This window comes from Candidatus Sordicultor fermentans, assembly GCF_012728195.1.
Taxonomy (GTDB): domain Bacteria; phylum Atribacterota; class Atribacteria; order Atribacterales; family Caldatribacteriaceae; genus Sordicultor; species Sordicultor fermentans.
The window spans coordinates 1-4,908 of record NZ_JAAYFP010000152.1 but is presented as its reverse complement, the minus strand read 5'-3'; the positions used below and the strand labels follow the sequence as shown (position 1 = coordinate 4,908).

3 protein-coding genes are annotated in these 4,908 nt (G+C 40.0%); all 3 read left to right on the top strand.

The features are described from left to right. Nucleotides 1-636 precede the first annotated feature (636 nt). The 3 genes from GXZ17_RS07935 (at nt 637) to GXZ17_RS07925 (ending at nt 4,256) form a co-directional block, all read left to right on the top strand. Nucleotides 637-1,641, top strand: coding sequence for a sugar ABC transporter substrate-binding protein (locus GXZ17_RS07935; RefSeq protein WP_409376756.1), 1,005 nt, complete (start codon nt 637-639; stop codon nt 1,639-1,641). A 181-nt stretch (nt 1,642-1,822) separates the two neighbouring features. Further along, nucleotides 1,823-3,325, top strand: a complete 1,503-nt coding sequence (locus GXZ17_RS07930) for a sugar ABC transporter ATP-binding protein (RefSeq protein WP_409376755.1) — start codon at nt 1,823-1,825, stop codon at nt 3,323-3,325. After that, nucleotides 3,318-4,256, top strand: a complete 939-nt coding sequence (locus GXZ17_RS07925) for an ABC transporter permease (protein WP_409376754.1) — start codon at nt 3,318-3,320, stop codon at nt 4,254-4,256. The genes GXZ17_RS07930 and GXZ17_RS07925 overlap by 8 nt, the downstream gene beginning before the upstream one ends. Nucleotides 4,257-4,908: the final 652 nt, after the last annotated feature.

Here is a 4,908-nt window from a genome sequence, read left to right as displayed (position 1 = left end):
ATTATCCAGAGTCCAGTTTATTTTGGGCATATAATTTCCTCCTTAATTATTTAAATATCATTTTTAGATATTCTGGTTGTATCAAATTCATCACTGAATAATCAAAATTATATAGTAACCACAAAATCATTATAACGTGTTTCACCCTTATGAGGAAAATCATTTCTAACTTAACAAAATATACTGGGGTATTTTTCCCGGTGTAATTTCAATCCTGGTGAGATTAGATTTTCGCTTGAGTGTAAAAGAAAGATTGCACCATCCTTCACTCTGCAAGACTCTCTCAAAGGGTCATACGATCCTCGCTTGATAGCCTGACGGCGTAAAAAAGCAAACAACGACGCTGGGAGAAAAATCCAGCGTACGGTTAGCAATCCCGAGTTTTTAACCCGATGTAGGCAAAATGGATTTTGTGCCTCCATTTAAAATTTTCTATCCGGCCTCCATCTTTCTAACAGTTAGAGAAATCATAGCAGGCTACAAAAATTATTGAATTCTTCCTTTTCTTACAGAATCTGACCTTCTCTCGCTTATTAAGGCTTTGTTTTTGAAATGGGGGCTTTTTTATTATCTCTTTATGTGGTATAAATTAGGAAACTGGGTAGACAACAAAATAACTTAAAAGGAGGAATGGTTATGAAAAAGTATCGTCGTTTAGTATCAATTTTGTCTTTGGTTCTTGTTTTTCTCACTGTGGTGGGAACTCAGGTGGTTTTTGCTCAGGAGGGTAAAAAATTAGTTTTTGGTAACATTGCTTTCAGCCGTAAAGATGTGTGGAACAACTACTCTATTTTGGCTTTCGAATATGCTGCCAGGCAAAAAGGAGTAGAAACTATTGTTTTAGACCCGGAAGGAAACCTAGAAAAAGCAGTAGCAGCTATGGAAGACTTAATAGCCAAAAAAGTAGACGGCGTTTCAGTATACACCATAACCCCAGAATTAGACGTCACCTTATACGAAATGGCTAAAGAAGCGGGAATCCCCATTACTTTTGAGAACTCTCTTCCTGCTGATACCTCCCTGGATTATATTTCTTGTGTTGCCTGCCAGTACGAGGACATTGGATACGCTGCTGGAAAGTTTATCAGTGAGAACTATCCGGGTAGCAAATTATTTTATGTGATGGGAGCCCCGGGGATGGGCATTACCGAACTTTATGAACAGGGCCTGCACCAGGCACTGGAAGAATTTGGAACGGTAGAGCTGGTGGGAACTCAGCCCACTGACTGGGGAGCCGAACAAGCTATGAATGTAACCCAAAACGCTATCCAGTCCGGCTTAGAATTTGATGTTATTTTCGCTAACAATGAACAAATGGCTACTGGAGTTATAAATGCTTTGAAAGACGCAGGATTATTTGGCAAAGTAAAAATAGTTGCTACCGGCGGAGGACCCCACGGTTTGGAAATGATTGCCAATGGGGAACTGGATGCCACAATGAGCGCTCCAGTATCTTTGCAAGGGCTAATTACTTTTAAAAACCTTTATGAATATGTAGCTAAAGGCAAAAAACCGGAGAAGTTTATTCCTTTGCCTATCATCCCTATCACCAAAGAAAATCTTTCCGAAGCTATTTCCTGGGAAATTAGTGATGAAAACTATGAAAGAGCCGTGGAGTATATTGGCGGCATAGATGACTGAGAAGCTTTAGGCTTTAGTGAAAAAAGGCTTCCCTCGAGGGAAGCCTTTTTTCACTTTGGTACACTCAAGAGCATTTCCTTGAAGGAGTAACCACTATAGTGAGTTGGTATACAAGTAAGGATAGCAAAGACCCAGGAGGAAAAAATCTCTCTACAGAAAGAAAAGGACACAGGAACAACCAATGGATCCTATAATTCAAGCCCAAAACATTGTAAAAACTTTTCCTGGAGTTATGGCTCTAGCTGGTATTTCTTTTGATCTTTATCCTGGAGAGATTCACTGTATCGTCGGAGAAAATGGAGCGGGGAAATCTACCTTCATAAAAATTTTATCCGGGTTTCTCAGGCCCGATCAGGGAGAAATCCAGATTCGGGATAAAAAGTACCGATTTCTCACCCCCCACACTGCTCAATCTTTAGGAATTCAAGTCGTATATCAGGAAAACATCCTGGTTCCTCAAATGAGTGTGGCAGAAAATGTCTTCGTGGGGCGAGAGCTTTCTTCCCCCTGGGGAATGGTAAATCACCGCAAAACGATAGAAGAAGCCCAAAAAATCATAGACTCGTTAGAAATCGACCTTTCTGCTCAAGAAGCGGTAGAAAATCTGAGCGTTGCTGAACAACAATTTGTGAAAATCGTACGAGCTCTGGCTTTTGAACCCCAGGTGCTAATAATGGATGAACCCACTGCGGTGTTCAATGTAAAAGATGCACAGATAGTTTTGAATTTAGCCCGTAGTATTAGTAAAAGAGGCATAGGGATAATATATATCTCCCACCGTCTGGAGGAAATCATAGATTTAGCTGACCGTATCACTGTATTCAAAGATGGAAAAAAGGTGGCCTGCCATGATAATCGAGAGGAAAAAGTAGACATACCTACCATCACTAAAGAAATGGTGGGAAGAGACATAAACCTGTTTTACCGAAAAGAAAAAAAGGCGGTAGAGAAACCTATATTAGAGGTGAGAGGCCTCCGCCTGAGTGAGGCCTCTCCTTCCATTTCTTTTTCTCTTCACGAGGGAGAGATATTAGGAGTAGCCGGGTTAGTAGGTTCGGGAAGAACAGAAATTATGAAAGCTCTGTTTGGAGCGGGGAAAAAATTTTCCGGTGAGGTCTTTTATCGGGGGGAAAAAATAAACATCACTTCTCCCCAAGAAGCAATAAAAATAGGGATGGGCTTCATCACTGAAGACCGTCAGAAAACTGGATTGGCTATGGGTCTTTCCATTATTAAAAACATCACCCTTCCCAGTTTAGATGACTTATTTCCTGGATATCTTATTCCTCTTCCTCAGGAAGCCCGGATAGTAGAAAATTATGTCCAGCAACTGGATATCAAAACTCCTTCCTTAGAACAAGAAGTGAGATTTTTAAGTGGAGGAAACCAGCAAAAAGTAGTTTTAGCCCGCTGGCTTTTGAAAGAAGCAGAAATCATTATTTTTGATGAACCCACTGTAGGAATTGATGTCAATGCTAAAAACGAAATCCATGAGTTAATAGCTAATTTAGCTCAAGAAGGGAAATCCATCATCATGATTTCTTCAGAAATGCCGGAGTTGATCGCTCTGAGCGATCGGGTAATAGTGATCACAAGAGGCGCTATCTCGGCAGAATTAAAAGAAGGAGAAATCACTGAAGAAAATATCATATTCCATGCTTTTGGAGTGAACACTAATGAATAAGAATAAATCTTTTTTCCGAAACCAAAGCTTTTTCCTTATAACTGTAATCATTGGTCTTTCTCTCCTTTTTGGAATCATAAATCCTCGATTTCTGAGTAAGGGTAACATCTTTGCCATTTTTCAGCAGATTGCTGTTTTAGGCATTTGCACTATGTCTATGACTCTTCTTCTCGTATCCGGAGGAATAGATCTCTCCATTGGCTCTATGATTGGCCTGAGCACAGTTATTATCTGCACTTTAGTAATGAATGGAACTAATGTTTATGTAGCAGTCCTCCTAGGCTTTTCAACCTCGGTAATTTGCGGACTAATAAACGGCATAATTATAAGTAAAAGCAAATGCATCCCTTTGATTGTAACTTTAGGCATGAGCTATGTTTATTATGGATTGGCGCTGGTTATATCCCAGGGTTTGTTTCTCACTCTCAAAGGGAAATTTCAATTTCTGGGGAGAGGAAGAGTTTTAGGCATCCCCATTCCTATGATAATCCTGATTCTAATGGTTTTAGGCACTCACTTTCTCTTGAAAAATACCAAATACGGACGGAGAATAGTAGCCATGGGAGGAAATGAACAAATGGCTTTTCTCTCGGGCATAAATGTAGACAGGCTTAAAATAATTAATTACACTTTAAGCGGAGCTATCATAGGAGTAGCTTCTTTAGTTTTGGTCTCCCGGCTGGGGAATGTGTTAGCTAATGTTGGCGAAGGATACGAGCTACGTGCTTTGGCTTCCGCCATCATTGGTGGAGTTACTTTCGAAGGAGGAAGGGGCACAGTTTTAGGAGCATTCTTGGGAGTAATATTGATGGGAATTATACAAAATGGTTTAAATATTCTAAATGTCTCCTCCTATTTCCAGACCTTTACCATCGGGATTATCATTGTAATAGCAGTAATAGTGAGCAATATTGAAAAAATTAGAAAGTAGGAGAATTTTTTGCACTCTCCTTATTTTTCATGACAAGATATTATTACATTATTACGGGTAATCTCACCCCGGGGAGCCATCATGACCCTAAATCTCTAACCTGATGCAACTTGCTTTTTAGCAGTTTATTGAGACTCAAAAAGAGAGATCGCTCCCCCATATGCCATCTCACGCCTCGTTGCATCGGCAGCGTGATAATTCCCCAAAGTGGTTGTGAAAGTCGCTCGCTTCGCTTCCCGTAGCAACCTGTCTTTTCTTGCTCGGGAACAACCCCTCTCTGCTATTCCAGAGATCAGTAATCGGGAATCCACATCATCCGTCATGCCTGAAATTTTTTATCAGGCATCCACGTTTTTGCTTTTTCTTTTTGTCTTTTCTTGGGGGTCATAAGGGGGCATCGCCCCTTTATACTGAGGAAGATACTTTCTCTTCCTCAACGATGGGATGTTTTTACCCAGCGTAATTATTTATAATTTTTCTTATTATACTGGTGGCGTATTTCCCACCAGTAGTTTTTGTCTTTTAATCTTTTGTTTTTGTAGGTTATAAGGGTCAAGACCTTCTGGAAAACAATACAATCAATTCTTTTCACTTGATTCTATTAGACCTCTGATTTTAATTCTTTTCTCCTCTACTATCCAGAGACATCCCT

Coding starts and splice junctions, on each gene's coding strand:
- GXZ17_RS07935 (WP_409376756.1), top strand. CDS start 637: ATGAAAAAGTATCGTCGTTTAGTATCAATTTTGTCTTTGGTTCTTGTT.
- GXZ17_RS07930 (WP_409376755.1), top strand. CDS start 1,823: ATGGATCCTATAATTCAAGCCCAAAACATTGTAAAAACTTTTCCTGGA.
- GXZ17_RS07925 (WP_409376754.1), top strand. CDS start 3,318: ATGAATAAGAATAAATCTTTTTTCCGAAACCAAAGCTTTTTCCTTATA.